Below are 25,631 nucleotides of genomic sequence, written 5' to 3'. Positions count from 1 at the left end.
TGTCGTTCCAAATCCAAATAAATTATAAGCATTTGCGAATTTGGCAATGCAGAAAAATACTCACGGGGATTTTCTATGGCAGAGAATAATTCGGCAATCCGTTCAGCCGCCGTTATTGGTGCGGGAACCATGGGCAGAGGCATCGCCTATCTCCTGGCGCTGAACGGCATACGAACCGTACTTTATAATCGCAATGGTAATAATCTCAGTCAGGCCCGTGACTATATTGTCAGTGACCTGGACAGAAAAATGGATAACGGAAAAATAACCCTGCAGAAAAAAGGCCAGATATTAGCCAATATTATTTTCTCGGCCGTCTTTGACGCCATAGCCGACAGCGATCTGGTGATTGAAACCATTGCGGAAGATGAGCAAACCAAGCATGAAATCCTGGCAGCCATTGCGGCTACGGTAAAACCAGAGGCGATCATTGCGACCAATACCTCCTCGTTGTCGCTGAACAAACTGGCGGCGGGGGTGGAAAACAATCCGCGCTTTATCGGCCTGCATTTTTTCAATCCGGCGCCGCTGATGAAGTTGATCGAAATCATTCCCTCTTATTTTACCTCCCACACCACCAGCCTACGCTGCCAGCAGTTGGTAATAGCGTTGGGTAAACAGTTTGTGGTCTGCAAAGCCACGCCGGGCTTTATTGTTAATCGCATGGCGCGGCCTTTCTATCTGGAAGGGTTCCGGCTGCTGGAGGAAAACGTGGCGCTGGCTCCACAGATCGACCGCGCCCTCAAGGCAGGCGGGCATTTTCGCATGGGGCCCTTAGAACTGACTGATTTTATTGGCCAGGATATCAACTATCAGGTCAGCAAGCAGATTTGGCAGGATATGCAGTTCGACCCCCGCTATACCCCCGGCCATTTGCAACGCTCGCTGGTGGATGCCGGGCTGCTGGGGAGGAAAAACGGGCGCTCTTTTTTTGCTTCCCTACCGGCTACACCGCCCACCCCGGCCACAGAGAGCAACACGCCAACTTCACTGCATTTTTATGGTGAACACGCTTTATTCGATCACCTGCAACAGCGCGCTTTGGCCACCTGGCCTGCGCTGCGCGTTCAGCGGTTGCCGGAACGGCCGGAACTGGGGCGTTTTATCCTGGTGAATAACACGCTGGCGATCAAAATCACCGATGGCAGAACGGCGAACCTGCTCGCCGGCTTAACCGCTCTCGACACCTTCGTGATTGACGCTGCGCTGAATTACGCCGACACCGCCTATCTGGTGGCCGCCCACAATCAACATGCCACAGAGGCGAATAAAGCGCTGTTTCTGTCGCTGCTGCAAACCGTCATCGCTCAGGTGGAGTTTATCAAAGATTCCCCTGCCCTGATCGTTGCCCGCGTACTGAGCAGCCTGATCAATGAATCGGTGATCATGGTGGAGAGCGGCGTTTGCAGCCGGGCGGATATCGATATCGCCGCCGTGGCCGGCGTGAACTATGCCGACGGCATTTTTGCCTGGCTGGCGCAGCTCGGGCAGAAAAACGTGAAGTCGACGCTGGATAACATGGCGCAATTGCTGCACTCCGCGCGCTATTACCCACATTACTCATTGCTGAACGCGGCCCGGCCTGAGCTGGCTGTAGCGCCCTAAGGAAAAATGATGACGATTAAAGACGACGGGGTCTATCTGATCGACGGCACACGCACGGCGATCGGCGCTTACGGCGGCAGTCTGGCGCTGACGCGTCCGGATGATATGGCGGCGGCCATTATTCGGGCACTGCTGCAACGGCACCCTGATGCAGAGCCGGATATCGATGAAGTGATCCTGGGTTGCGCCAATCAGGCCGGCGAGGACAACCGCAACGTCGCCCGCATGGCGGCGCTGTTGTCTGGCCTGGATCAGAACGTGCCGGCCATCACGTTGAACCGGCTGTGCGCATCCGGGCTGGATGCCGTGATCTACGCCAGCGCAAAAATAAAAAGCGGCCTCAGCGAACTGGTGCTGGCCGGTGGCGTAGAAAGCATGAGCCGGGCGCCCTATGTGATGGGTAAAAGCGAAACGCCTTTCGACAAGAACGTCAAGCTGTACGACACCACCTTGGGCTGGCGTTTTGTCAATCCGCAGTTGGCGGAGCGCTATGGTTGCGATCCGCTGGGCATTACGGCGGAGAACGTGGCTCAGCAACACCAAATATCCCGTGAAGATCAGGATATTTTTGCCCTGAACTCACAGCAAAAAGCCTGGCGGGCCATTGAAAATGGCCGATTGGCCAGGGAAATCACGCCACTCGAGGTGCAGGTGGATCGTAAAACCCGCAAGATCTTCGAACAGGATGAATTTCCACGCCAGACCACGCTGCAAAAGCTCCATGCGCTGAAACCGGCCTTTAGCGTCGAGGGATCGGTCACCGCCGGCAACGCGTCCGGCATCAACGACGGAGCGGCGATACTGCTGCTGGCTTCCGGCCGTTATGTGAAACGCAAATCACTGCAACCGCTGGCGGAGATTGGCGACAGCGCCAGTGCAGGCGTTGCCCCGTCGGTGATGGGGATCGGGCCGATCGCCGCCACCGACAAGTTGTTGGCGCGAACCGGCTTTACCCTGAACGATTTTGACGTGATTGAAATTAATGAGGCGTTTGCCGCACAGGTGTTGGCCGCGCTGAAAAACTGGCGTATCGATTTCAACGATACACGGGTCAACCCAAACGGCGGCGCCATCGCCCTCGGTCATCCACTTGGAATGTCAGGCGCGCGGCTGGCGCTTTCCGCCGCGCTGGAACTCAACGCCCGGCAGGTAAACAACGCGCTGGTGACGATGTGTGTCGGTGTCGGCCAAGGCGTTTCATTGGTTATTAAAGCCCTCTAATGCAAGGAATTCCGTATGAGCGTATTAAACATTCTTGAAGAAAAATTGGCCGAAACCAAAAAACAGGGACGGTTCCGCGAGTTCCTCAACCTCGAACGCAGCGTGGTGGATAAACCCTGGGCCACCAGCCACGGGCAGAACGGGGAGCGTCGTCTGAACGTCTGGTGCTCGAATGATTACCTGGCAATGAGTCATCACCCCAAAGTCATCCTGGCTACCACCGAGGCGGTGAATCGCGTCGGTCTCGGCACCTGCGGCGCCCGCAGCATTTCCGGCACCTCGGTCTACCACAGCGAGCTGGAAACGCTGCTGGCCAGCGCCTACGGCAAAGAGTCCGCGTTGCTGTTCACCACCGGATTTGGGGCCAATGACGCCACGTTGTCCACCCTTTGCGACGCCATTCCCAATCTGATCGTATTTTCCGATGAGCTTAACCACGCCTCGATGATCTACGGCATTCGCTACAGTAAGGCGGAGAAAAAAATCTTCCGCCACAATGATGTGGCCCACCTTGAAGAGCTCCTGCTGGCAGCCGATCCCGACCGCCCCAAGTTGATCGCCTTCGAGTCGCTCTATTCGATGGACGGCGACTTCGCACCGCTGGCGCAGATTGTGGAACTGGCGGAGAAATATCAAACGCTGACCTACCTGGACGAGATCCACTCCGCCGGCGTTTACGGCCATCGCGGCCTGGGTTATGCCGAGCAACTGGGCCTATTGGATAAGATCACTATTATCCAGGGCGGCTTCGGCAAATCTTACGGTGCCGCCGGGGGCTATATCGCCGCACCACGCGTGGTGGTTGAGGCGGTACGCAGCTGGTCGCCGGCGTTTGTCTTCAGTACGTCGTCCCCTGCGCCGGTGGTGGCCGCCGCGCTAGCCAGCTTTAAATACAATCTTGAGCATGACAATCAACGCAAACACCTGCTGGCGATTATCGCTCATCTTAAGTCCGGCCTGCGCGCCGCCGGTATCCCATTGGTTTCGGAAGACAGCCACATTCTGCCGGTGCTGGTCGGCGATCCGCACCGGAACAAACACATCAGCAAGGTGCTGCTCGACGAGTACGATATTTACGTGCAGCCGGTGAACGCCCCGACGGTACCGGCAGGCAGCGAGCGTTTGCGCGTCACGCCGACCTCTGCCCATACTCATGAGGATGTGGATTATTTCCTGGCGGCATTAAGCAAAGTCTGGGCCGCCAATGAATTACGGAGAGCAGGATGAAGTTGACGGATTATAACGGTCATTTTCTCACGCTTTGCCTGATGGCGACCGGCACCTTTGCCATTGGCACCGATGCGTTTATCGTTGCCGGCGTGCTTACCGAGGTTTCAGATACCTTTACTGTCAGCCCCGCTCAGGCGGGGCAGTTAATCTCGGTATTTGCCCTCGCCTATATGCTGTTTGCCCCGCTGACCGCCTGGCTGTTTGGTAACCTCAACCGCAAGCATATTTTACAGATCGCCCTGGTATTATTTATCGCCGGTAATCTGGCCTGCGCATTTGCCGACAGCTTTTTGCAAATCTCTGCCGGTCGCGTGCTGGCGGCGCTGGGGGCCGCAGCCTACACGCCGCAAGCCGCCGCCGCCGCGGTCGGGCTGGTGTCGGAAAAGCGGCGCGGGCTGGCCATCTCGATAGTTTACGGCGGCATGACGCTGGCAATCGCCCTTGGCATTCCTTTTGGCACCTTCCTGGCCAGGTTGATCGGTTGGCGGGAGATTTTTCTGCTGATTGCCTTGCTGGGCGCCGTTTCACTGCTGGGGCTTTCACTGGCGCTACGCGCCATTGCCGCACCGGGTAAACACACGCTGAAGGAGCGGCTTGCCCCGCTGCGACAAAAGGCGGTACTGACCACGCTGCTGATCACTTTCTTTGCCGTCTGTTCCGAACATATTGTTTATAGCTATGTCAGCGTACTGCTGAAAAATACCCAGTTGGGCGCGGAGGCTATTTTACCAATCGCACTGCTGGTATTCGGCGTTGGGGCCGTTATCGGCAATTTCGTTTCCGGCGTGTTGACCGATACCCTCGGCAGCAAGTTTGTGCTGCTGTTTTCGGTGACTATTCAGACGGTTTCGCTGTTTCTGCTCACCTTTTACGTTACCTCCCCCTGGTGGGTGCTGACGATCTTTCTGGTCTGGGGCATTACCGGCTGGATGTATCTGGTGCCGATCCAACACCACTTGCTGTCGCTATCGAAACGCTTTGGCGCACTGACCGTCTCACTGAACAGCTCCGTGCTCTATGCAGGCATCGCTGCCGGCGGCATGCTCGGCGGCCTGACGCTGTATACGCTGCCAGCCTATTATCTGCCGCTGTTTTCGCTGCCGCTGGGGGCCATCGCTCTGCTGCTGACGCTGTTCTTCTTCCAGGGAGAGAAAGCTCATGAATGACCTGCTGCCTACGGTGCTTTATGAGCGCCATGATGACGGCGTTGCCGTTATTACCCTGAATCGACCGGAGAAAAAGAACGCCATCAATCTGGATATGGCGCGTCTGATTCAAACTTATCTGCAACGGGCTGAACAGGATGACGCGGTGCGGGTGATTGTGCTGACGGGTCAGCCTGAGGCGTTTTCCGCCGGGATGGACGTGAAGGCGTTCCGCCTGGGGGAGTTGCCGGTGGTCGAGCCTGAGGGATTTGGCGGCATCGTGCATGCCCAACTCGCCAAGATCCTCATTGCCGCCGTTGATGGCATTGCCTACGGCGGCGGTTTCGAGATTGCGTTGGCCTGCGACCTGATCGTCGCCAACCGCAGCGCACGATTCAGTTTCCCGGAAACCGGGCTGGGGCTGATTGCGGCACAAGGCGGCTGTTCGCGGCTGCCTGCGCGGATCTCACCGTATATCGCCCTCGACTGGTTGCTGACCGGCCGAACAATAAGCGCGGAGGAGGCCTGGCGGCACGGCGCTATTTCTCGCATCAGCGAAGGTTCGGCACGGGATGAAGCGCTGAGCATCGCCCGGCACATCGCGCAAAAAAATCCGCTCGCCAGCCGGGCTGTGAAGGCCATCGTCCGTTATGGATTAACGCAGTATGAGACGCCGTCGTTTGGCTACCAGCAAAGCTGGGTTGAACAGGTACGGCAAGCGGCAGCCCCCTCCTTTTGAGAACATTCTTAATGAATGGTAATCATTCGCAGTCTAACGTTTAAGCACTACAAGACCATGTTTGAGAAGCCATTGACCCCGCTCTGCGGGGATTTTTTTGGCCTTTTAATCCTTCGTCGAAGAAAAAGGCTTCATAAACAGAAAGGTACAGGGCTTGCTTTGGTGCTGGTTGATTAAGGGGACCAGCCGCGTGAAATGTTCGGTTTGGCAATGCACGTCCAATGCAGCCCGATCGGGCCACTCCTCGACAAAAATAAAATGCCCAGGGTCCTGGTGATCGATAAACAGTTCATAGGAGAGGCAAAGCGGCTCCTGCCGGGTTTTCTCCACCAGTTCTCGATACAGCGGCATTACCGTTTCAACACAATCGATCTTGATAAAATCCTCAGCAATCACCTTTAGCATGGCGCCTTTTTCCTTTTAGCGTATCTATCATGTGAGCCCACTCTACCCCGAATCCTTACCCTTATGCACCCGAACGGCACCGCATCAGCACCGTAGATAACGCAAGTTACCGGGTAAAACGTCGCGCCTTGCCCAATATTTAACCTTTATTGAAGCGAGCAATGGGACACTGGTCCTCAGACACATTTTATGAGGATTTTTTATGGCGGAATGGACCCATATTATCGCCAAATACAGCCCAGAGCCGGGCTTTCTGCTGCTGATTATCTTTCTGTTTTCGTTCGGCAAGTCGGTTATTTTCATTTCGTCGCTGCTGCCGCCTGCATCGATTACGCTGATGCTGGGCATTGTCGCCGGCAAACCGGTGCTGGCCGACGGTTACGTCTGGGGGGCGATTGCTCTGGGGGCGATGCTCGGTTCCGTTTTATCTTTCCATTGCGGTGCATTGCTCCAGGGCCGCGAACACGGGAAGTGGTTGCCGGCCAGATATCACAGCGCGTTGCACAAGGCTAAGTCAGCCTTGCAGCAAAAAGGCGTGGTACTGTTGTTTATCTCGCGTTTTTTGGCCGTGATGCGCTACACCGTGCCTTTGGTCGCCGGCATGATTTCGCTGTCGCGCAAGCAGGTCTACTGCGCCAGTGCGCTCTCCGCCGGGATTTGGGCGGTGGCGTTGATGTCCGTTGGCCAACTACTGTGAACAGCGAACACCTTTCAAAAGACCGCTGCGATAAGCTCTAAGAGGTCGAATTATGGGGTAACATAATGTTTATCTTCAGATGGGATACGAGCTTCAGATGAAGCTGCTCAGCACTTAAGGGAATAAAATGCCTCTCCTGCGAATCGCCACCACCGCCCTCCTGGCAGCGCTCAGCTTAACCGCATGCCACAGCAATTACCCTGAGCCAAAACGCACCGGCGTCGCGATAACGGATTATTACCACGATGTGACCAACGCAATACTTACTGAAACGATCATACAGGACAGCTATTACGGGCAAGAATGCAGTATGTCCATATCCCTGAACCGCCAGGGTAAGGTCACCGACATCAATAATGTTGAGGGTTTTACGCCGCTGTGCGAAGCGGGCATGACCGCCGTATTCTCGGCAGAGATTCCGGCACCGCCGGATGAAAAAACCTATGCAACCTTCAAAAAAATCGTGATCGTCTTTCAGCCGCAGCGAACCTAGGGTTCGGCAAAGCAAATGCCCTCAGACTTCCATTATCAATTTTGCTGGATATTGGGGGATTGTGGGTCGATAGAAGGGTGCGAAGATAGACTCATGTTGCGCCAGATCACCTTTCTGAACATACATGGCAAGTCGGCACGATTTTTTCGTATCGCGACACAAATACGACACGACAGAGAGAATAAGGAATCAAGAAGGTGTTGTAACCACATGTTTTTGTTGGTGGGTCGTACAGGGTTCGAACCTGTGACCAATTGATTAAGAGTTGTATGATTTAGTATTTATATCACCAACTTACCGCATCAGCCCGCGCTCACACGTCCCAAGATGCAAAAAGTCGGAAAACCATATCAACAGATGTGAAAACATCCCTGTCCCAAGTTTGTCCCACCTCAATGACCTCTAAATCACAGGCACATCATCAAACTCGCACGACCTCATATCGTTCGCAGCCCAAGTCACAACACCAAACACTTGGATCCCCTCGCCGTCTTCTTCGTTACCTAACATCGTTTCCATGCCCGATCCGTCCACGTATTCCAGTGCCCGATATGGATACAGCCGAAGCCGGCGCAGAACATGCTCGCCGCCGACGTCAACAATGATTATGCTGCCATGCACAGGCGTTACTGATGAGTCGATAACGAGCAAGGCGCTGTCATGGATACCCACAGCCAGCGCCTGGCCCGCTGCGCGCATGAAATACGTCGCGTGTGGACTCATGATGCAGATCTCATCCAGACTCAAACGCTTCTCGACGTAGTCAGCCGCTGGGCTTGCGAATTTTGATGGCATAGTGTTTTACCTCACAACAAATACTGTTTATGCATACAGTATATACGTAAGAAAAAACCGATGTGAAGACCGATTGAGCCCAAAAATGATAGGGCTCTGATCGTTAACGGAAGATAGTTTTTGAGAGTGGACAGGGTCTATGGTTTACGCAGTCAAACTCGCTTTCCGTGCGTTGAACCACGAGTAAATAATGGTCTTCGTTACGCTATCGATGGTCGAAGGAATCACCAACAACTCCGCAAGGTCACCGATAAACCCATTGGAAATCGGGTTGCCTGCGCTCCCCACCACCAATCTGCGGCTATCAGTTGTCGCAAACGGTATCGCTCCAACAGATTTCTGCTGCAGTAAAGTGCCGTCATGCTCCCACCTGTGCATCCCGGCATTGATTTCAATCAGCGCGATATGCCAGGTGTTATCCCGGAATTCCAGCGTAGTATTAATTGGATAGTTATCATCGCTAATTGGTGATGCCGTGCCGTGGTTTATCCACAGAGCATTACCGTTATAAGAATCCGAACCAAATCTTACGCGCAAGCGATTCGGGTCGGCGGAATTGTTACCAAAGAGGTTACCGCCCTTGAGTCCTGATGGAATACGATATAAAGCCGCTACGGTCATAACGCCGGATTCCGGTAATGCTTCATGTTCATTCTGAGAAATTACAGAACCATTGTTGGTTGGTCCGGGAGCTCCGAAGTTAAGAATTGGCTTCCCATTTGATAGGGCTTTACGTGGCATGTTTGAAAGCAATGGTTCCCAGTTCTCATTACCGCCGCGATCAAGAATAAGCTTAACGTTTGTTCCATCATCTGACAGCAGACCATTCGCAGAAGAGATCCACGCTGACGGCATTTTCCGTAAAATAAACTCTTCTTCAGGCGACAGGTTCAAAACAGGCAGGCTAGGATTTACGATTTTCGTTCTTGATTTAATTGATACAATCATTGGGTTACCCTTTAAAATGGAATTTCTTTGATAAACGCTGGCATCCAGTTGTGATTAGCTGCAGAGTCATAAAGGGATACATGGTTTGTACTGTCTCGAATGCAGCCACGAGCGCCAATTACAGGGCCATCCTGAGTTGTATTACCATCGTTTCTTTTAATCCCATAGCCAACGCGGACCCCGGATGGATTAATAGGAGCGGCAGATAGAGAAATATCAATCACGGAGTTGCTTGCCAGCGTGACGCTCGAAATAACGATAGGTGTCGAGCTTCTGTCATCCAATACAAATCCCATGCCATTGCCGAGGCCAGAGACTGTAATTGTCTCTCCAGTGGAGTCGATAACTAACGGCGGAGTCGGAACATCAAAAATAAGACTTAATAGCGTCGGAGTCCTCCAGATATAATTAACCAGTTTTATCGGCCTCCATCCAGTTCCGAAGAAGTCCCACATCAACGCGCGCGAAACCATTTGCCCCCGCCGGTTCTGTCCCAAACTGTTGATATGAATTACATCAGCATATGGGAATGGGTAAACTGGCCCTGCAAGACGAATGTTACCTACACCATCGAGATCATATTGAGCCTGACGCACTGGTTGATCCCACAGGCCGCGAGAGTTTGGTGTAAATGCGCTTTGGCAAACGATAATGCGGACGTTGACGCTCTGTTTTGTAATGCGTTTTACTTCTGAGTTAAAGTCAGCATCCAACTGCTGAAGCTGGCGCTTGTAGCGTTCAGTGGTCATCGCAGGAACATTCTCTGAATCAGTCTCGCCAGCCATAACGTCCAGGCAAGCTACAATAGGCTTCCAGCCATTCTGGATGCAGATGTTTTTTGCATCAACAATGCCCTGAATCATTGCCTGCCAAGCTGGAGCCCCTTTCGTCAGGTCTTGAAATGCCTTCCCACCTTCAGCTGCAACAAATGACAGCGTGCGAATAGAGTGACCGGTGATCGTTTGAACCATTTGGTATGTGTGAGAGGCAAGGCCGCTTGCTGCCGTCTCTTTCAAACCGCCTGCACTTAGAGCCTCTTTCAGTGGGGTGAGAGAGGTAATCTCTGTAGATCCCCTGTTTGGACGCGTTCCTGCGAACATCAGGCAGTTATTGGGGTAAAGAGGCGTTACGGCTGTTAATGTATCGGATGCGTCACCGTTATAGCCCTGAGCAAGTGATTGACCCCATGTTGGGAAGATGAAGCAAACGTTATCATCGATATTTACTGAAACCCGCGTGCCAACTCCACCCGCAATTGTAGCTACGGCTGACGCATAGACAATCGCGGCCTCTTTGTTTTCGGGGTCACCACCTGAAACCCTTTTCAATCCTGAATCAGATGCTAAGTAATATCCTCCATCATATGTCCAGGCCTCAATTACTCGTTTATCCTCATCTAAGATAACTTCGCGACAAATTGAGCCATCCGATAAAACCAAATCCTGAGCTTTATAAGTAAATTTGTTTATCAGAGAATTGTCGAATGCTGCATCTTGCCATTCTCCAAACTCGTCAACACTACCTACCCTTCCTTTTTTGTTCATAAAAGGTGCAATAACGCCATCTTCAGATTCGACAACTGCACTAATGTTCGGGGTTGATATTGCACTATCAGGATAGTTTTGAATTATATCGTCTGTACGGTCATATGCTGCTGTTACATACTCCGTCCTTGGATATTCAATTCCTTGGTAGGTAGAAATTCCGCCAATGTTTTTATACTTATCGGCGATGGACCTCATATCATCAGACCAAACAAAATAAACGGCACCATCTGGAATTTCTCCAGATGCTATTGCTGCTAACGCTTCATCCTTCGTGTAATTTTTCCCTAAAGGAGCTAGATTTTTCCTGATGCCTTGTATTGTATATCGCTCAACACCGAATCTATCGGTGTATTTTTCAGCACCAGAGTTAACAACCTCATCAATTTTTTCTGCGTTGAACTTTAAGTCGATTACATCATTACTTGGTATTGGTTTGGATGTTGGCGCTGTCATTTATTCGGCAACCTCATAATTATACATTTCGTCGTTATATTCAGACATGGTTAACGAGGTAGTCCCGTCGCCATTTGGTTTCTTTTCGGTAATCGTCCACTTGGTCGCATCCATCTCCACTTCCGTGGCGATGACATAGCGGGAGGGTGACTGAATGTTGTAGCCATCAAAGATATTTAGATTTATTTCTGGGACTGCTGCGGTAAAGCCAAATATTGTGTCAGAGCGGGGAAATGCTTGGACTCGCGCAGTTGGTGTTCCGTGCACATCGGTGACGATGACAAACATATCGCCCTGCCATTCAATTCGCTCACTGGTAACAAAGTCATTTCCCTGTCGTGATCTGATATACCCAGCTTGCTGGTTCACATCGTAAGTGTCCGCCACCTGAACCATTTGCCCGACGTTTACCCATTCACCGTCAGCCAGCGCTTTAATCGACATCGTCTGCCGGGAATAGAGCAACCTCCTTACTTCTTTCAGTGCCCTATCCCGCGCTTGATACGAGTTTCGCACATATAGCATGCTGAACTTCTTCGGCTTAACCGCCGCACCCTCCTCTATTTGGTCACCAGTAATTCGATAACGAATGAATGCCTGTTTATTTGTTACCGGGTTTTTATATGTGACCTCGACGCCGTCAAAGCCTCCAGGCAGCGTCATGTCGTATGAGAGGCTGTAATCCTCCGCCTTGGTGTTGGCGCGGTTGAACACGGTCACCGCGTTTGGCTTGCGCTCGTCGCGCGTGAACGACAACACACCGTCATCCCAAAAGGCTGTAACAGTGGCCGCGTCGCAAATGGTCTGCACCCTGGCCCCGAGAGAAATATCCTCATCGTCAAATGTGAAATCGCAGTAGCCTAGCCGTGGATCCGGGAGTGAGGCGGCTATCGAATACAACTCATAGATATCGATGCTTGACTCAGTCTGCCCGCCCATTTTTAGCCAGGTGTGCAGCACAGCATCTGCAAACGAGCGTGATGGCCTTTCGGTGTAATCGACAGTCTGGGTTGCAAGGTCATAACTGATAACGTGACGGGTGATGAGCGCGTTGTATTTCCTGTCGCGTGAACTCGTTGCCCTTTCCGTCGCCGTGACAGTGATAGTGACTAATGTTTCATTTGGGTATGTGACGTTGTTTCGCGTTCTGACAATATGAACAGCTTCAACTTTAAGGACGGAGTGATCATTGCTGTTATTCGTTCTGACAAATTGCAATGCATAACGCCCATAGCCAGCGGCTGGAGTTATCTTGAATGTTCCGTATTTGGTGTCTGAATTCTCATCATCGTTGTTCAGACCAATGTTGAGTAGTTCAGATGTGCCGGGTATCTGGTTATTGTCATCATCAACTTTCCACCACGTCACTGTTGTCCTGGCATAATCACCATGCCCCAACTGAGCTTGAAGGTGTATCCAGAGCTGCTCCCCGGCAACCGGAGAGAATGACGGGCCAATCACCAGAGGCTCGTTATCGTTCAGCGTGAATATCGTCGAGTTGATAACCGCATCACCTGGTATCTGCCCAATGTCATTGCCGCCCAGGTTTGAAAAAGTAAACTCATAGAAATGTTGTGGATCTACCGGTGCACCATCATCGGTAGTCGTAGCGTTGGTTAGGTCAGCAAACACTGTGATATCCCGCGTTACTGGGCCAGATACCGTGTTGTAGGTGACGTTAACCACGAATGAAACTGAGTGCGGTTTCGGCAGATCATAGAAGTAGTCGAAGTCACTATTTTGCTTAATCTTCACCTGGGCCTGACCGGCAACAAATTCTCCAGAAACCATATCCGTGGTTGTCGTAGCCGTTTCTGCAGGGAAGTCTTCGCTTTCGTTTGGCCCTGGAAGCTCTTGACCGTCGATGTCATCGAACGCAAACCCCTCATTGATGAGCGGTATGTTTTGCCCTGGCTGGAAGATCTGGTACGAGGCCCCCGCCAGCGCTCCGAGGTTCGACTCTGAATAGCGAACTGACGTGACGTCATACTTCCCCAGCCCAAAGTTCATCCATTCAGTCACCTTTTTGATGTTATTGGTGTACTCGAATAGAGACTCTTGGATCAGGTCTGGGAATGCCCTCACTTGGCCGTAGTTATCCGGTTTTGCCTCACCGTTGCGGGCAATATTCGTTTGCCCTTTGAGGCTGTTGTTTGGTGAGGTTTTGGAGTTATTACTGGCTGCGTTGGCGCTTGGTTGCTTGATGAGTGCCGACAGGATTTTCTGAGTAAACTTTATCGGATTAAAGTGTTCGAGAGGGTTGAGAAGAGTTCCGACAACGCCGTCTTTGGGCTGGTCAAACACACTGATAATGTCGCCCTGGTTGAGGGGGAAATTCAGCTCATCATCAGGTTTTAACTTCTCTCCATTCCTCCGTATTTCAACATCGCAGTGCAGTTTGGCTTCTTTCAGCCAGGGGTAGAACATACTGCCGGCGGGAAGGTTATACCGTTCTTTCGGTATCCCCGGCACGCGCTGAACCTCGATCAACGGCATAGTCGTAAAACTCCAGTTTGGTGAACACCTTTTCTAACGTTCGCAGCTTGTCGAAACGCACCTGCCCCGCTTCGCCACGGCTGTGGAATGCTTGCCCATCCACCACCAGGCCAACGTGCCTTGGTTGAGTGCCGTAATACGCGATAAAAATGCTACTATCGGCCGATTTTTCGGCCCGCTGCCAGAACACAACATCACCCGCAAAGCAGGTCAGAAAGTCGCTACCGGCTTCGTAGTCCGGAGTCTGGTGTATCTCTATGCCAAGTACATGGCGGTAATACAGAACCACCAGCCCCCAGCAATCTGCCGCCTCAAATGAACACGCCCGATCGCGCCACGGCTTACCTTCCATCGCGGCTACAAAGTCAGTTTTATGCATTGGCTAGTCCTGGGAAGTCGGTTGTGTTGTAGAGGAAAGCGATGTTGTTGTTCAGTGGGTTCTGTAGCGTCAAAGAGCAAGTGACATCGCTCTCATCCATCGACACGTCCTTGACGTAAAGTGTCCACGGCTTAAGCGGCGTATTCATATCGGCGGCATCAAAGCGCTGATATGTGGCCGATATCGGCGTTATCCGCGAGTAGGCGCGCCACAGCTTCAACTGCTGCTTAAAGTCCTGTGCCAGGCGACCAAACTTCACCGTGGCATTGATTACCGGCGTGTTGCTCTGCTGACTCTCTGATACTTCCATTCGGCACGGCGTGTAGACCTGCCCTGCAAATGTCTTCGGGTAAATCTGGCGATTCACCAGGCGGATATAGCCAAAGGTCGAGTGATAGAACGTCATTGTGTCGTACAGGATGCGGTTTGGCCGCTGGGACTGAAATTCACGTAACGTTGGCATTTAATACTCCGGCATGTCGCGGTTAACCACCTCATCAATGATCCCCCACTGATTCGACGGCAGCTCAACAATGACATCTGAAAATTCATCATCCGGGTTATATACGTTCCGAGTGATGACGCTGGCAGTCCATGTCGTGGTATTGCCGTTAATGCTCGTCTGCACCGGCGGGGCCACAAAATGCAGCTCCTGCATCTGCAGACCTGAGCCCCCAAGATTGCACAGCATGGTGAACCACTGGTTTCCGTTATCGAGATAGCGGGGACTGCGATACCACTGCTCGAACGCCCGATCTTCCTGTAGGGTGAAAATCCAAGTTAGCGACCAGGTGGTTTTAAGGTCATCAGTCAGCCGCTGGAATATAGGCGCACCCACTGCCGGTTGATCGGTGCGAAACCCGGTATCAATCGTGCGGCTCTTGTTGGCCTTCTGAGGAAGGGATAGCCAGTCGGGATAAGGTATTGCCACGGTTTTCTCCCGGTAATAAAAAACCCGCCGAAGCGGGTTATGGGGGGTGTTTCTGCTATTCAGTAGCCCTGCGTGGGGCCTGATGGTTTCGTGATATTCCTTGGCTGATTGGGCCGCCATTATTCAGATCGGCAACAATGGTATCGATAGACACGGAACCATCGGGGTTAACCCTAGCCTGAGAATCTACGGTAGCTCCAGTGTAATTTTGAATGTTGTTGTGGATAACGATCCCCCCTCCACCCTGCATGTCCTTGTTGCTGATCACCTTGCCGTTATCACCAGGGATCATGTACTGACTGCCGTTAGATGCTTGATAGACTTCAGGCATGCCGCCTTCACCTACCTGATACATGCTTCCAGCAGATACAGGGCCGCCATTCTTGCGCTTACCAGCAATGCCACCGGATAACGCCATTGCCGCGATTACTGCACCGATACCGATAGCGGCAGCGCCACCAAAGGATCCTATTGATGCCACAATTGCCGCTGGAGTCCATGCGGCTGTGGTTGTTGCTGCTGCCGCAGTGCTGGCTGCGGTGGTGGTTGCCGTGCCTGCTACCGATGCGGCCGTTGTGGCTGTTGTGGCAGATATTTGGGCGGTACTGCCCATCACGGCTGATTTAACCCACTCAATACCCATCTGAACAAAGCTATTGACCAGGCTATTTATGGCATTGCTTGCCAGAGACTGCATTGCATCCTGGGCTGACATACTCCCTGTAATTATTCCAGTGAACGCATTTGATGCATTGCCAGCCAAAGAATCAAGAGAGGACGCCAGAGCTTCATTGGCAGTGCTTTGGTTACGCCACAATTCCCACTGTGCAGCCAGCCGCTTCTGCTCATACTCAGTATTTGCAGCATTCATCAGAGCCAACCCATTCGCAGTCAACACCCCTTTTTGGGTTTCAAATTGCTGTATTAGGGCAAGCTTCTTGGCGTGCTCATTAGCGAGTGCCTGGACTGGATCTATACTGCCTTGCGCCTCCTGCATCGGAGTTACTGCTTGGTTTGCACGGATTTGTGACAAAGCAACCTGATGCTGCTGTTCAAGCTGCTCAGAAGTGGCATTGTATTGCTCTTGGGTGATTTTCTTCGCGGAAAGCGCAGTGCTTAAATCCTTAACATCCTGCGCATAACTGGCGTTCTCTTTGGCCTCTGGCAAAAGCTTCTCAGCTGCTGCCTGCGCCTTGATGGCGTTCGCTGTATCCCATTTTTGAGCTGCATACTGTCCAGCTAAGGTTATTTGCGCCTGGGTAGCTCCTTTCCCCAGTGATTGCTGAGCCGTTAATATGGACTGCGCCCGACTTAGTTCGGTTGTTGATTCAGCGGATAGATCAGATTGTTGCTTTAGGTTTGCCAATTTTTGAGCGACAGATTCTGCCTGTGCAGCAGATTTTTTTAATTCTGAAGCTGAGTCTTTGGCTGCCTTTTTTTGTGCCTGCTGCGCTTGCAGAGAATCATATTCTGCTGCTGCTCTATCCCTCGCTAAACCAACATCCGCTTCTGTCCCGCCCAGTTTCCTTATCTGCTGCTCTGCTTTTAACTGCGCACGCTTCCTGTCATTTAGTTCGCCCTGCAATTCAACCTGATCCTGCAATCCATCAAGGTAATCCTGCACGTTTTTAGGGCGGGTAACCTTGAGGCTTGTTGCGTTGAACTTCTCCTGCTCACCAGTGGCAAAGCCAATTTGTTTCCCAAGCTGGTTCATCATTCCAGCAGCAATGCTAGCCTGCTGCCCATGCCTTGATAGCAAACCGATCCCTTGCTCAAAGGTTCCATTCATCTGCGCGGAGGCTATGCCAACGGCGTTCTGAGTTTGGCTTAGATTCCGCTGCGCCTTTTCGAGTTCAGCGTACGCGATGCTTTGGTTATCTAATGCTCCATTGAGCGCCATTGCCGCTTGGCGTCCGCGCTTCGTACCTTCCCCCCAGTTATCAACCTCGCGTTGTAGATTAGCCACTCGCTTCGATGCTTTGTCATACTCATCGCTCGCATCACTAACGACACTGGTTAGTTCAGGGATGGCGGATCGCAGCTTGGCAATGCTGGCAGCAATCTCTGTCGCCGACATATCCTTCATTTTACCTAAGAGCGTGTTTACTCCATCGGCCAAATCAATAGCCGCCTGGCGCGCTTCCTTGGCTCTTTGATAAAAATAAAATATTGCGGATGCGGCCAGAACTGCTGCACCTGCTGGGCCACCAATTAAAGCCAAAGCACCACGCGCCAAAGCCGCAGCAGCGCCGAACGCTGAAAGGGATGTAGAAGCAGCAAACGCTGTAGCCGCCAACCTGACTTGGCCAGCAACTGCTAACGTCAAAGCCGCTGCGTACCGTGTGCCGACAATCGCGGCGACGGAACCTATCACTTGGGCAACAATATCAAGGTTCTCGCTCAGCGTTATAACTGAGCTATTAAAGAGCGATACTGTTGATTTAACCGTCGTAGAACTGCCGATAAATTGCGTTATATTGTTGTTGGCAATCTCCAGCGCCTGGCCAATCGTAGTCGTTGTATTTGCAAACTCCTTGCCGATCGCATCGCCCTGAGAAAGCAAGCCGTTTACAACAACGTCGGTCGTTAACTTACCCTCAGCTGCCATTGCCCTTAATTGCCCAATATTTACGCCTAAAGAGTCAGCTAACGCGGTCGCTAACCGGCCGCCTTGTTCCGTGACGGAGTTAAATTCCTCTCCACGTAAAGCACCCGAAGCTAAGCCTTGGGATAGCTGAATTACTGCGTTGCTGGCCTCCTGAGCTGTTGCCCCAGATACAACAAACCCCTGGTTGATGATCGTGGTAAGGCGAGCAACGTCATCAACGCTGGTCCCATAGCTGCGAGTAGCTCTTTCGAGTCTCTGGTATAAAGACGCCGTAGCCTCAAGCGAAGCCCTTGTATCTTGCGCAATGGAAAATACTCGCTGGGTAACAGTAGCAAGATCTTCATTCGCCTTAACGGAGTTGGCGAGTTTGTTATTTACTGTCGTCCATGCATCAGCGTATTTGGCGACTTGCTGAACTGAAATTGCTGCAGATACAGCACCCGCCAGGCGGGTTACGGAGGTGGATAGCGTATCGGATGATTTGGCTGATCGTTTAAAGCGCTCATCCATTGTGTCCAGGCGCTCGTTTACCTTGCGTTGCGCCTCGAGCAGATTGGCAACATTCATTTCTACTTCATAAACGATATTGCCAACTTGTTCTTCGCTTGCCATACCATTCTCCAGGCATAAAAAAACCCCGCCGGAGCGAGGTTTGTTTGATTCGAGGTAATTTAGTTACCGGCCCTTTTCCTGGCCTCTTCTAAGTAATCATCATCAGATTTAGAATCTTTTTGTGGGGGTAGCTCAGCCTTAACCGTCAAGGCTTCAATTATTTTTGTCTGTTTGGCACTGATTTCTTTTAATAGATTTATCTGCTCGTTTGCCCGCACAGCCATGCGAACCAAAAAGAAAGATATTGCAAGGCCGACTATCCAAGAGATAATCGTTATTGTCCAAAAGCCTGTCATTTCATCCATTAATCAGCCCATCCAGATTTTGTTTCAATTGCAGATTCTGACATGGTGTATTTCTCAACAACATCACCATTGAAGAGAATAGTCAGCTCTTTCTTAGTTCCGTTGGTGCCGTTGTGGAACAGACCGTAAAACGGAATAAAGGTTTTTCCGCTCACTTTTACCTTGGCATGAACATACTTCCAGATCTCTTTTCCACCATCGGTAAAGCTAACGCTATCGGGAGAACCAAGCATTGTCTTCAGTTGGGCTTTAGTGGTTACGCCTTCTTTGATTTTGCTTTGCATGCTGACTTCTGTTTCTTTCTGAAGTTGCTTATTCCCAGACGAGGCACACCCTGCCATCAAAAAAGCCACCATAGCGGCGACTGCAATCTTTTTCATTTAGTCCTTTCCCCATAGACAAGTAACAAGTCGTTACATGGTAGCAGAGGAAAGTAGCAACTCAACGCAAATCACGCTGCTTTTGCCAGCCGCTCTCGTCTGCGGGCTCTCTTCGCAAAGTAATCATCAGCAGCGCTGTCGTACTCCTCGCGAGTGTATCCCTTCTGTTCAGGATATTTAGCAGCAAGGAGTTGCTGAAAATCTGTCATTGTTAACTGTTCCGCTTCCGAACGTGGCATGTTGAAGTGGTTGCGTGCGGCGATGATGTACTCGAATGCTTTGAACTCGTTCACATAGCTGTTTGACTCGTAGCGCTGCAGCTTACGCACCTTTGCCTTGCCAATTATGCCGTGAGTGATGAGAGCTTGCCCAAGGATAATGATATCGCTTGGAGGTAGCTTGCCCTGCCGGAATACAAACGCCCTCTTTCCTCTTTTGCTGGGCCGCAACTCTCCCACCAGCGCACTGATGTCATCATCGCAGCAGGCTTGCATAACGGTCATTCCTGCAAAGATGGCATCGCTACTGAATGAAAGTGCATTGATATGCGCCAGCAACCACCCAGGGATCTCTCCATATGCCTCTAAGGCAGCCTCAAGCAAGCGAGGTGCGTCACTGGTATGCAGATCGGCAAAACGCTCCACAATCTCCGCAGGTGAGCCTATGCGGGTCATGTTGGCGAATGATGGCCGGAAGAAATACTCGCGGTAGGCGTCAGAGATCACCATCTCGCCTAAATCAGTTAACGGTATCATTTGGTTGCCTCGAATAAATATCATCAAGGGCGCATCACGCCCTTTGTGATAGTTACGCGGTGACAGTCACGGTATGGGTGGCAGTGAATTCGCCATCGACTGTTTTAACAGTGATCACCGCAGTACCCGCAGTAGCGCCAGAAGGTGCGGATACAGTAACGGTATTACCAGCAAATGCTGCTGTAGCCCTAGCTGGCACTGAAGAGGTAACGGTAAACAGCTTGTTATCTGCATCAGCAGGCGCAACGGTTACCGCAAAGGTAGTGCTGGCACCGGCAGCGATAGAACTGGATGTCGGAGCCACTGTGACGCCAGTTACAGGGATATCCCCAGCCGCTTCGATGATCTGGAAGGTGGAACCGTCGTTGATCTTCAACTCAAGGCTGTATGTAACAATCTCCTTGACGCCACCGCCATCACTTAAGCCAGTCGATACCATATAACCGATGTGGTAATAATCACCCCATTGGAATCGCATCCATACCGTCGGTTGGCGGCGGGCGCGAACTTCATCAACAACATATTTAACAAACTGTTGAATACCGAATTCGTCAGTTTTGTCGTTAACCCTTACCTCCCCATCAATTGAGTACGTCGGATCTAAGCTTGCGATCAGGTTAGAGCTGAACCCACCGTTATCAGCATCAGAGGTTAAAGCCTCGGGACTTAAATCCCATGTTGCTGATGTAGGAAGACCGAGAAGCTTCCAGGCTCCTTCGGCAGGCACCTGGTCTGGGCAGCCATAAGCTAATTCCAGCGTCTTGGCGCGGCCAATTAACTGACCGTTTTGTGTGGAGCAGCCTTGCATAGTTGCTTACCTCATTTCTGATAATAAAAAAGGCCGCTCCAGGCGACCTTGATAGATTTTGTTATTTACCCGCCATATAGGCAGGAAAACTGAAGACGGTAGACTAATCGGCCCTCAGTTGTTGGTACCGGGGGCGGTATTCCTCCCACGTTCTCAATCTGTCCCAGGCATCCATTCGGCATGGGGTTGTTCTGGATGTGGCTGATAATGGCCTGCACAGCGTTGTCTACGTCTTCATCCTCGTTGACAGCCCCCACTACGTCCACAAGCACTAAATAGTCACTGGATAGGTCTTTTTGGATCGAGCTGCCGCCGTTTGGCCTAAATACAATGAATTTATCGACATCCTTACCGGTATCCCTCCAGCGCAACATCTGCGTGATAAATCCGGTAGTCAGTCCCGCACCAACAAAGTAATCACGTACCCGGCGATGCATTGCAGGCGTCATAGCTGCATCTCCTTATTCACAGCCCTGTCTATTTGCGCTTTGGTATCGCCAAACCCCTCGGTCAGGAACTCTTTCTGAGCTGTAGCGCGGCGAAATGTTTGAGGAACGTTAGGGTCATGTACGTAGATGGCATAATTGGCTGAATAACCAACACGGCCAGTTACCCTCGAGCCATTGACCGAGATTTCGCGATACTGGCTATTAAGAAGAGTGGATGTATCGATCGGGGTGTATAGCGCAGCTTGGCTACCACCAATCAGCAGAGCGGACTGAATAGCCCTTACTACCTTGCGCCCTCGGATGTTGCCAATCAGCCGATCCAGATTAGCCTGGGCCTCACGGATGCCCTTTACCTTAGCGCCCATATCAAACTCCCGTAATAATCGCGTAGTCGTCAGCCATGCGGTCGAACGTGTCGGCGTAACGGATGATATGGCGAACTTCGTCAGCACCATCTACCTTGAGTGGGTCGAGATCCACAGACGTGCCGATGAGGATATAATCGCCTTGTCCTGCGTCAGCATATTCAGTCCAGTGAGTGTTTTTTACGACAAACTCCAGACCGATATCACCAAGCCGCGCAGTAGCATCACCGCCGTAATCGCACATAATTTGGATGGGCGCAGCGAATGACGGTTTGCCATAATCATCCATGCCCAACTTCTTCCAGACCGTCGCGACCGCGGTATAGCTCCAATTCGCGGCAGCACTCATGAGAGATACTCCTCGTACTGGTCAGGACATCCGGGGCAATCAGGGCATTTTTCGCAATCTGGTTTTTCTTCATCGCTTTCGAGTTCTTTCGGCATCAGCAACCTCCCACAACGTCGAAGAATCCCACGCTTGTACCAACATCGATTGGCAGGTTCGTGGTACATCCTGCCGTATCCAGCGCCGCCAGCGTATTACGCATGGTTTTGATATCGCCGCTATAGTCGAATGACCGCGACGCCCCTGAAGGCGCTGACTGCGATTTAATGCGCTGGCTGAAGGCCGTAATTGCCATGAGGGTGACGGCATAAACCTGTATCAGCATCAGATCGCAATCGTCGTAGCCAGCCGCCCCCAGGCACTGGCTAATGACTTCCAGCTTGCACAGGTAGGCATCGATCATAAAGTCAGGAATGGTGTAACCCAGCGCAGATAACTGCTGTTTCACCTGCGCTGCCGTTATCTGCACTGCCATGATTACTTATCCTTCTTGTTTGCTGCTACAAGTGCAGCTTCTGCGGTGTCGGCGCGTTTTTTCTCGACTGACATTTCGGATTCATGCGCCTGCTTCAACTGCTCCAGCGTCGCGGCATGTTCTTTATCCTTTACCTCGGATGAAGCCAGAGCCTGCTTCAACTGCTCCAGCGTCGCGGCATGTTCTTTATCCTTTACCTCGGATGAAGCCAGAGCCTGCTTCAACTGCTCCAGCGCTTCATCCAATTTTGACTGCAGCTCCGCCCCACCCGGACTGATTGAATCGGATGGTGCTTGCACCTCGAAGGAGAGTTTTTCCCCTTCCTTCTGGTCAGTCTCCTTTGCCTTGCCGGAGCTAATCCAACGTGAAGCGGTTGCATCGTCAACTTCCACCACTGAGCCAACCTCCAGTTTGCGGAGGTTGGCACCGGCGTGCAGGCTGCTTGCCAAGATTTCTACCAGTGCCATAAGAGCTCCTTAGCTCGATGCATGAATGACGGAGTATTTGTTGTTGATGTCTTGCTTGACCATCAGCCCCATTGCACCCCAGGTACGCCAGATATAGTCGCTGTTGTACTCCAGACGTGGAGAGGCAACAGTGCCAATCGCCTGGCCGACGATCGGAGCGATAACACCTGCACGCAGCGGAACGATTACGATTTCGTTACCGGAAAGCTGTCCGTCTTCTTTGATCGCCGAAATACCAGTCAGCTTCAGGATTTCTGACATGATCGTGCCTGACTGGAAGTTGTCGGAGAAATAGCGTTCCAGGTTAGAAATAATCTCACCCGACACATACCAGGTCTGGTCTGCATACTGGTTGTTGATACGACGCAACTGATCACGCAGCGCGATAGCACCTGCACGCAGTGCCTGAGAGGTGGCGGCCCCAGATGTGAAGTCGACGTTAAGCCCGGAGGAGCCAAGATCGATTTGAGCAACGCGCTCATCATCTTTCAGCCCTTTCCATGTCAGCCCATCGAATACTGCAAAGCTGCCTGCTTTATCGCGGAATCCGTTGTAGATGTAATCAACATAACGACGTTGAACATCTTCTACAGAACCACGCTGTGCATCAGATTGAGACTGCAATGCTGATGGACTGTTGAAGATAGGGTCGCGCCACTCGAACTTAAAACCGGAGTCATGGATCGGAACCATAGTGCCGTCAAAGGTGTAAGAGCGGGCGTCCAGCGCCGCGCCAACCTGACCAGACATGGACGTATGCGCCCAGCCACGGCCGCCGGTACGAGCATAGTCATAGCGGGATTGCTCCAGACGAACAGAGCGTGAAAGCGGCATCAGGTCATTCAGCAGGGTGAACTCAGTGTTTGGCTCAAACTGCTGCAGAACGGTGGTGTCAAATGCGCGGTACAGGCGACGGATGTCGTCTACTGCGTTAACTGCATCCAGGCGCGGCGCTTGCTCTGCCATACCCCGGAATTGGGCACGTGCAATAAAGTCTGCAGCAGCCTGAGCGCCCGCGTTGCGTTCTGCCGTCAGAGAATTGAACTGCTCCTGGTTAATCTCCAGGTTGCCAGTTTCCTGGCCGATTTTCTTCGAATAAACAAACATTCAGTGCTCCTTACTTGAACACGACACGAACAAGATCTCCCGCCACAGCAGTGACGGCTTTATCTTCTTCGATGTAGGCGAATACGACGGCATCAGCGACAACGGCGGTGATACGACCATTTGCAACCGCTACTGGCTGACCTTTGGTATAAGTGCCCGCAGCGGCCCGCACGTTCAGGAACATGCCTGGCAGTGGATGAATACCAACCACCAGCTCGTTTGCGGCGATCGCATCATCTACGCTCAAACAGCGCAGGTAATCTTTATTTGCCACATACTTAATGGCACCTTCAGCGCCAGCCACTGAGGCAGTAAATTTGTCAGCGGCACTGAAAAAACCAACAGTACCTGGCAGAGTAGAGGCAGCTGCACCGCCTTCACGATTCAGAAGTGGGTTAGGATAAACGCCACCTGCATGAATAATATGTTTCCCATCTTTAGCCATTATTTACTCCGGCATTTCGCTGAAAGTTTCTTTGGAATTGACCTGGCGGAAAGAACCATTCAGGCCGGTAGAGGTTGGGCATTGGGCAAACAAGCCGTCCAGAGCAGCGCCTTCCAATGCGTTTACAGTGACGTCGTCAAAACCAAACTTGGCTTTGACGGCTGCGCGCTTCTCTGATTTTTCCTTATCAGAGTTAACGCTCAGTCCAGACTCAATGGCGTTCAGCTTTTCTGCAAACGGAGCGAACCAGGCCGGTGCCTGATCACTGTTATTTACTTTGTCTTTAGCAGGCTTTCCGGTAGCTTCTTTTTGCTCACGTGCCGCCTTTTCTTCCGGTGTCTCATTTTTTGCCGCTGCTTTTTCAGCAGTCATCTGGTTGTATGCGTCCATCAACTCCGCATCGGTCTTGCCATCAGTCGGCTTACCAGCGGCTTTGAGCGCATTGACGATCAGTTCTTTCATGGGGTTGTTAGCTCCGTTGGTTTTGATTTCGTACTCGGTGGGTTTGCGCACGACTTCTACAGGTTCGCCGACGAACACGGCCTTGCCGTCATCGCCGATGAGGTACTTCTGTTTGAAATATTTTGTTTTTTCGCGGTAGATGAAGCTGTCAGGCCATACCGATTCAGGCCATGGCCAGTAATCATCACTGCGCCCTTCCCGAAGCTTGTTGCTTATGGCATCGCGGATTTCATCGAATGAGAAATTAGAGGCGTTGGTGAAGAAGAACTTGGTTTTATTGAGCAGCCCCTCACGGGTGCAGTCCGCCCCATCGGCCAGGCTTGCCACTTCGATCTCTTGATCGTCGCCGTCAGCGTTTACGAAGATGCCCACGCCTTCGCTCGGTGTTCCGGCACCAGGCTCATCCAGTAAAACGGCAACATGGTCAAACACCATGTTTGTGGCGATTTCGTTGTACTTCTTACCCTTTGATTCGCCGTTTGCCGCAATGCCTGAGTAAAGAAGCCCGGTTGAGATGTGAATGGGCTCTATGTTTGTCCCAGCGATCATTTCATCCAGTCGATTTACCAGTCGCTTACCCTTTTCACTGCCTTCGGCATAACGGCGGTCGACATACATATCACCATCGACCTTTCCATCGATGTGCTGAACGTCTTGAAGCCAGGCGCCAACGTGATAGTTGTTCACCGCGCGGACATCACCCGCCGATACGTGCTTTCCGTCTATTTTTGGATGCCCCAGCGGCATCGGTTTACGCTCAAGGGTGTTATAGGCCTTGGCAATTTCTGCTGCCGGGTACAACTTCCGGTTCATCACGATATCGTCAACAACGGGCGTGATGCCGCGAACCACGATGTGTGGTTTCCCGTCGATGATTTCGGTAGTGATATTTGAAGCGGAGTTGACGACGGTCAGCACGTTAACGCGATTGCGTTTCATGCTGTGTCCTCTTTGGTGGATTTC

At 51.8% G+C, this 25,631-nt stretch carries 28 protein-coding genes; 7 read left to right on the top strand and 21 right to left on the bottom strand.

The window, feature by feature from the left end; translation table 11 throughout:
* Window positions 1-75 precede the first annotated feature (75 nt).
* The 5 genes from JEM67_RS10125 to JEM67_RS10105 are packed head-to-tail and all read left to right on the top strand — an operon-like array spanning window position 76 to window position 5,940.
* Entirely contained in the window at window positions 76-1,605 is a 1,530-nt protein-coding gene (locus JEM67_RS10125; RefSeq protein ID WP_199637147.1) for a 3-hydroxyacyl-CoA dehydrogenase NAD-binding domain-containing protein, read from the top strand.
* Between the two features lie 9 nt (window positions 1,606-1,614).
* The gene (locus JEM67_RS10120; RefSeq protein ID WP_199637499.1) at window positions 1,615-2,826 is read left to right on the top strand and encodes an acetyl-CoA C-acyltransferase; all 1,212 of its coding nucleotides are present in this window, start codon (window positions 1,615-1,617) and stop codon (window positions 2,824-2,826) included.
* Between the two features lie 15 nt (window positions 2,827-2,841).
* Window positions 2,842-4,053, top strand: coding sequence for a 5-aminolevulinate synthase (hemA, locus tag JEM67_RS10115; RefSeq protein WP_013812377.1), 1,212 nt, complete (start codon window positions 2,842-2,844; stop codon window positions 4,051-4,053).
* Window positions 4,050-5,222 carry an MFS transporter gene (locus JEM67_RS10110; RefSeq protein WP_199637144.1) on the top strand — a complete coding sequence of 391 codons (1,173 nt, stop codon included), beginning with the start codon at window positions 4,050-4,052 and terminating at the stop codon, window positions 5,220-5,222. The genes hemA and JEM67_RS10110 overlap by 4 nt, the downstream gene beginning before the upstream one ends.
* On the top strand, window positions 5,215-5,940 hold the full coding sequence (locus tag JEM67_RS10105; RefSeq protein ID WP_199637142.1) for an enoyl-CoA hydratase-related protein: 726 nt from the start codon (window positions 5,215-5,217) through the stop codon (window positions 5,938-5,940). Before JEM67_RS10110 ends, JEM67_RS10105 begins: the two co-directional genes overlap by 8 nt.
* Before the next feature lie 105 nt (window positions 5,941-6,045).
* Here JEM67_RS10105 and JEM67_RS10100 read toward each other — a convergent pair whose 3' ends face one another.
* Entirely contained in the window at window positions 6,046-6,345 is a 300-nt protein-coding gene (locus JEM67_RS10100; protein WP_062870426.1) for a putative quinol monooxygenase, read from the bottom strand.
* Window positions 6,346-6,547: 202 nt separating this feature from the next.
* Here JEM67_RS10100 and JEM67_RS10095 point away from each other — a divergent pair, with 202 nt between their 5' ends.
* Both JEM67_RS10095 and JEM67_RS10090 read left to right on the top strand, forming a co-directional pair.
* The gene (locus JEM67_RS10095; protein ID WP_199637140.1) at window positions 6,548-7,042 is read left to right on the top strand and encodes a DedA family protein; all 495 of its coding nucleotides are present in this window, start codon (window positions 6,548-6,550) and stop codon (window positions 7,040-7,042) included.
* 127 nt (window positions 7,043-7,169) lie between these two features.
* A complete protein-coding gene (locus JEM67_RS10090) occupies window positions 7,170-7,535 on the top strand; it encodes a cell envelope integrity TolA C-terminal domain-containing protein (RefSeq protein WP_199637138.1) in 366 nt (121 codons plus the stop codon).
* Between the two features lie 402 nt (window positions 7,536-7,937).
* Here JEM67_RS10090 and JEM67_RS10085 read toward each other — a convergent pair whose 3' ends face one another.
* The 20 genes from JEM67_RS10085 to JEM67_RS09990 form a co-directional block, all read right to left on the bottom strand.
* On the bottom strand, window positions 7,938-8,330 hold the full coding sequence (locus tag JEM67_RS10085) for a S24 family peptidase (protein WP_199637136.1): 393 nt from the start codon (window positions 8,328-8,330) through the stop codon (window positions 7,938-7,940).
* 144 nt (window positions 8,331-8,474) lie between these two features.
* A complete protein-coding gene (locus JEM67_RS10080; protein ID WP_426406352.1) occupies window positions 8,475-9,278 on the bottom strand; it encodes a hypothetical protein in 804 nt (267 codons plus the stop codon).
* An 11-nt stretch (window positions 9,279-9,289) separates the two neighbouring features.
* Window positions 9,290-11,278 (bottom strand): hypothetical protein, encoded by a 1,989-nt coding sequence (locus JEM67_RS10075; RefSeq protein ID WP_199639632.1) that lies wholly within the window; start codon window positions 11,276-11,278, stop codon window positions 9,290-9,292.
* On the bottom strand, window positions 11,279-13,774 hold the full coding sequence (locus tag JEM67_RS10070) for a host specificity factor TipJ family phage tail protein (RefSeq protein WP_199639634.1): 2,496 nt from the start codon (window positions 13,772-13,774) through the stop codon (window positions 11,279-11,281). It lies immediately after the preceding gene.
* The gene (locus JEM67_RS10065) at window positions 13,722-14,153 is read right to left on the bottom strand and encodes an NlpC/P60 family protein (RefSeq protein ID WP_233527898.1); all 432 of its coding nucleotides are present in this window, start codon (window positions 14,151-14,153) and stop codon (window positions 13,722-13,724) included. Before JEM67_RS10065 ends, JEM67_RS10070 begins: the two co-directional genes overlap by 53 nt.
* Window positions 14,146-14,616: a DUF1833 family protein gene (locus JEM67_RS10060; protein ID WP_037419517.1), complete on the bottom strand. Its 471-nt coding sequence runs from the start codon at window positions 14,614-14,616 to the stop codon at window positions 14,146-14,148. Before JEM67_RS10060 ends, JEM67_RS10065 begins: the two co-directional genes overlap by 8 nt.
* Window positions 14,617-15,084, bottom strand: coding sequence for a hypothetical protein (locus JEM67_RS10055; protein WP_199639637.1), 468 nt, complete (start codon window positions 15,082-15,084; stop codon window positions 14,617-14,619).
* A gap of 55 nt (window positions 15,085-15,139) precedes the next feature.
* A complete protein-coding gene (locus JEM67_RS10050; protein ID WP_199639639.1) occupies window positions 15,140-18,304 on the bottom strand; it encodes a tape measure protein in 3,165 nt (1,054 codons plus the stop codon).
* A 59-nt stretch (window positions 18,305-18,363) separates the two neighbouring features.
* Window positions 18,364-18,609 carry a YebO family protein gene (locus tag JEM67_RS10045; RefSeq protein WP_233527899.1) on the bottom strand — a complete coding sequence of 82 codons (246 nt, stop codon included), beginning with the start codon at window positions 18,607-18,609 and terminating at the stop codon, window positions 18,364-18,366.
* On the bottom strand, window positions 18,609-18,989 hold the full coding sequence (locus JEM67_RS10040) for a hypothetical protein (protein WP_199639641.1): 381 nt from the start codon (window positions 18,987-18,989) through the stop codon (window positions 18,609-18,611). Before JEM67_RS10040 ends, JEM67_RS10045 begins: the two co-directional genes overlap by 1 nt.
* Before the next feature lie 71 nt (window positions 18,990-19,060).
* Entirely contained in the window at window positions 19,061-19,744 is a 684-nt protein-coding gene (locus JEM67_RS10035; RefSeq protein WP_199639643.1) for a DUF6246 family protein, read from the bottom strand.
* Window positions 19,745-19,796: 52 nt separating this feature from the next.
* Window positions 19,797-20,552 carry an Ig-like domain-containing protein gene (locus JEM67_RS10030; RefSeq protein ID WP_199639645.1) on the bottom strand — a complete coding sequence of 252 codons (756 nt, stop codon included), beginning with the start codon at window positions 20,550-20,552 and terminating at the stop codon, window positions 19,797-19,799.
* A gap of 65 nt (window positions 20,553-20,617) precedes the next feature.
* Complete coding sequence (locus JEM67_RS10025) at window positions 20,618-21,001, bottom strand: phage tail termination protein (RefSeq protein WP_199639647.1); 384 nt, start codon at window positions 20,999-21,001, stop codon at window positions 20,618-20,620.
* A complete protein-coding gene (locus JEM67_RS10020) occupies window positions 20,998-21,366 on the bottom strand; it encodes an HK97 gp10 family phage protein (RefSeq protein ID WP_199639649.1) in 369 nt (122 codons plus the stop codon). Before JEM67_RS10020 ends, JEM67_RS10025 begins: the two co-directional genes overlap by 4 nt.
* 1 nt (window position 21,367) lies before the next feature.
* Window positions 21,368-21,715, bottom strand: coding sequence for a hypothetical protein (locus JEM67_RS10015; protein WP_199639651.1), 348 nt, complete (start codon window positions 21,713-21,715; stop codon window positions 21,368-21,370).
* Between the two features lie 94 nt (window positions 21,716-21,809).
* On the bottom strand, window positions 21,810-22,187 hold the full coding sequence (locus tag JEM67_RS10010) for a DUF7370 family protein (RefSeq protein WP_199639653.1): 378 nt from the start codon (window positions 22,185-22,187) through the stop codon (window positions 21,810-21,812).
* 2 nt (window positions 22,188-22,189) lie between these two features.
* On the bottom strand, window positions 22,190-22,654 hold the full coding sequence (locus tag JEM67_RS10005) for a hypothetical protein (RefSeq protein WP_199639655.1): 465 nt from the start codon (window positions 22,652-22,654) through the stop codon (window positions 22,190-22,192).
* Between the two features lie 9 nt (window positions 22,655-22,663).
* Window positions 22,664-23,761: a major capsid protein gene (locus JEM67_RS10000; RefSeq protein WP_199639657.1), complete on the bottom strand. Its 1,098-nt coding sequence runs from the start codon at window positions 23,759-23,761 to the stop codon at window positions 22,664-22,666.
* Between the two features lie 10 nt (window positions 23,762-23,771).
* A complete protein-coding gene (locus JEM67_RS09995; RefSeq protein WP_199639659.1) occupies window positions 23,772-24,206 on the bottom strand; it encodes a hypothetical protein in 435 nt (144 codons plus the stop codon).
* Window positions 24,207-24,209: 3 nt separating this feature from the next.
* Window positions 24,210-25,607, bottom strand: coding sequence for a DUF2213 domain-containing protein (locus JEM67_RS09990; RefSeq protein ID WP_199639661.1), 1,398 nt, complete (start codon window positions 25,605-25,607; stop codon window positions 24,210-24,212).
* Window positions 25,608-25,631 lie beyond the last annotated feature (24 nt).

Source organism: Serratia sp. PAMC26656, assembly GCF_016469055.2.
GTDB classification, from domain to species: Bacteria; Pseudomonadota; Gammaproteobacteria; order Enterobacterales; family Enterobacteriaceae; genus Serratia; species Serratia plymuthica.
This window is presented reverse-complemented; position numbering and strand designations above follow the sequence as displayed.